General features: G+C 66.5%; 2 protein-coding genes and 1 pseudogene. 2 read left to right on the top strand and 1 reads right to left on the bottom strand.

What is annotated here, in order from left to right; all coding sequences use genetic code 11:
• Positions 1–198: 198 nt before the first annotated feature.
• Complete coding sequence (locus KBI52_RS01845; RefSeq protein WP_210804945.1) at positions 199–735, top strand: winged helix-turn-helix domain-containing protein; 537 nt, start codon at positions 199–201, stop codon at positions 733–735.
• 218 nt (positions 736–953) lie between these two features.
• On the opposite strand, the pseudogene KBI52_RS01840 reads toward KBI52_RS01845, so the two are convergent.
• Positions 954–2007, bottom strand: a pseudogene (locus KBI52_RS01840) (IS110 family transposase).
• Positions 2008–2142: 135 nt separating this feature from the next.
• On the opposite strand from KBI52_RS01840, the gene KBI52_RS01835 reads away from it, so the two are divergent.
• The gene (locus KBI52_RS01835; protein WP_210804943.1) at positions 2143–2679 is read left to right on the top strand and encodes a winged helix-turn-helix domain-containing protein; all 537 of its coding nucleotides are present in this window, start codon (positions 2143–2145) and stop codon (positions 2677–2679) included.
• Positions 2680–2801: the final 122 nt, after the last annotated feature.

Below are 2801 nucleotides of genomic sequence, written 5' to 3'. Positions count from 1 at the left end.
GATCGGTGGCGTAGGAACAGGCATCCACGGCGGGACTCCCGGATCGTTAAACGGCCCACATCCGCGGCAGCAGCCAGCTCCAAACCTATTCTGAATCAAGTACTTACATCGAGCAATAAAATTGCTCACCAGCCTCTGAGGATCTTCACGAAAGCGGTGTAATATAGGGCGGTGTCGATCCTCGTGAGGAGGTGCACGATGGGTGACAACGTTTGGCGCCCGGCGCATCTAACGCCGGAACAGATGGAGGAGCGCCGTCTGGCGGCCGCGACGCTGCTGCGGCAGGGGCGGCTCTCCCAGGCCGAGATCGCCCGACAACTTGGCGTGAGCCCGGCCAGCGTCTCGCGCTGGGCTGGCACGCTGGCGCAGCAGGGCCGGCGCGGCCTGGAAGCCCAACCCATCACAGGACGCCCACCGCGGCTCGATGAGACAGCCTGGGCCCGGCTGGGCCGGCTCCTGGATCGGGGCGCCGTAGCGGCAGGCTTTGGCACCGAGCGCTGGACTCTCACGCGCATTGCCGCCCTGATCGAGCGCGAGTTCGGGGTTCACTATCATCCCCGCTATCTGGAGCGGCCGCTCAAGGCGCACGGCTTCACTGTGCAACGTCCCGCCACACGGGCCAAGGAGCGCGACGAGTTGGTGATTGCGGTCTGGCCCAAGCGGGAATGGGTAGCGCTCAAAAAATCTATGGACCGGCCGTGCATTGCAAGAGGGCTGTGGCAGATGGGTGAGTGACGGTTCGCATCAATCTATCCGGCCTCTGGGTGGAGCCTGAGCTCCGGGCCATCATGGGAATCCGCGCGCACCGCGCCTACTTAGGCACGAGACCTCAAGGGGCCATTTTTTTAATCAGGTTTCCGATGCGCCGGGCAACCGTTCATCCATCCTGTCACTTCCTTCTCGCGAACCTCGGCGGGAACTCTATCCTCGAACTGTCGGCCGTCTGAGCAGGCTCAGGCCGTCCGTGCGGCAAACTCCGGATCGTAACCGTTCGCGCGGGACAGCACGCTCCAAGCGATACGCGCGAGCTTGTTCGCCAAGGCGGCCGCCAGCACATTCCGGTGCAGCCGGGCCCGTGCCGCGGCCAACCAGCGGCCGAAGCCGTGCCCGTCCCAGTGGCGCGGTCGCTGCAGGAGAACCTGCGCTCCTCCGACGAAGAGCGTGCGCAAGTAGCGGTTGCCGCGCTTGGACAGGCCACCCAGGATGGTCCGGCCACCGGTCGAGATCTGCTTGGGCACCAGACCGAGCCAGGCGGCAAAATCGCGGCCTTTGGCGAACGCCGCTCCGGTGCCAATCGCCGCCACCATGGCGCTGGCGGTGATCACGCCGACGCCCGGGATCCCCATCAGCCGCTGGCAGCCCCCATCCTGACGGGCCAGAGCCGTGATGTCCCCGGTGATCGCGTCAATGCGCTCATCCAACCGGTGCCAGTCTCCCGCCAGATCCTCGATCAGGTGGATCATGCGCGGCGAGAGCACGTCCGTGCGGTGGGACAGCAGAGTGGGCAGAGCCTCTCGTAAACCGGCAAGTCCCTGCCTCACCGGGATGCCGCATTCGAGCAGGAAGCCGCGGATCTGGTTGATCACCGCCGTGCGCTGCCCGACCAGCCGGCTGCGCACCCGATGCAGGGCTTGCAGATCGAGTTGCTCGGCTGACTTCAGCGGCACCGGGCGCATGGTGGGCCGTTGCGCCGCCTCGGCGATCGCTTCAGCGTCGCGATAGTCGTTCTTGTGCCCTTTGAGAAACGGTTTGACGTACTGGGCCGGCAGCAGGCGGACATCATGGCCGAGGGCAGCGAGCTGGCGCCCGACGTGATGGGCGCCCGCGCAAGCCTCCATGCCGATCAGGCAGACCGGCACATTGGCCAGGCAGGACAACAGCTGCCCGCGCGAGACTTTGCGGCGCAGCACGATCTTGCCGCGGGTCCATGCCGATCAGGTGGAAGGTGGTTTTGCCCAGGTCGATGCCGATGGTGGCAATGGTCTCACGCGCGGTCTGCTGTGTCATGACATGGCTCCTTCGCTGCGGGACAATCCCGTGCTCCCATGCTCCGCCCGGGAGCATGGCCGGTCCATGCCATCATTGATCCTCACGCGCCGGGTGTAACATAGGGCGGTGTCCGTCATCGTGAGGAGGTGCGCGATGGAAGGCAACGTTTGGCATCCGACGCATTTGACGACGGAGCAGATGGAGGAGCGTCGCCTGGTGGCCGCGACGCTGTTACGCCAGGGGCAGCTCTCGCAGGCCGAGATCGCCCAGCATGTGGGGGTGAGCCGCGCCAGTGTCTGCCGTTGGGCCGCCACCCTGGCCCAGGAGGGCCCGCGCGGCTTGGAAGCGCGCCCCAACCTCGGGCCGCCCCCTCGGCTCGATGAGAAGGCGTGGGCTCGGTTGGGCCGGCTGCTCGACCGAGGGGCCATCGCGGCCGGCTTTGCCACCGAACGGTGGACCCTCACGCGCATTTCCGCTCTGATCGAGCGCGAGTTCGGGGTGCATTATCATCCCCGCTATCTGGAGCGGCTCCTGAAGGCGCATGGCTTCAGCGTGCAACGTCCCGCCACCCGGGCCAAGGAGCGGGATGAGCTGGTGATCGCGGTCTGGCCCAAGCGGGACTGGGTGGCGTTGAAAAAAGGCAGGTCGGGAGCACCGGACCCTGGTCCTCTGGGACGAGACCGGCCATAGCTTCCGGATCCGGCCGGGCACGACCTGGGCGCGGCGCGGGCTGACGCCGGTCCTGCGGCGGGTGAGCAAGCGACGTGAGGTGTCGAGCATCGTGGCGATTACGCCGGACGGACAGCTGTATG

Origin of the sequence: Microvirga sp. HBU67558 (assembly GCF_018069605.1) — a bacterium.
Classification (GTDB): Bacteria; Pseudomonadota; Alphaproteobacteria; order Rhizobiales; family Beijerinckiaceae; genus Microvirga; species Microvirga terrae.
Note: the sequence above shows the minus strand (reverse complement) of the source record. Positions and strands in the feature narration are given on the sequence as shown.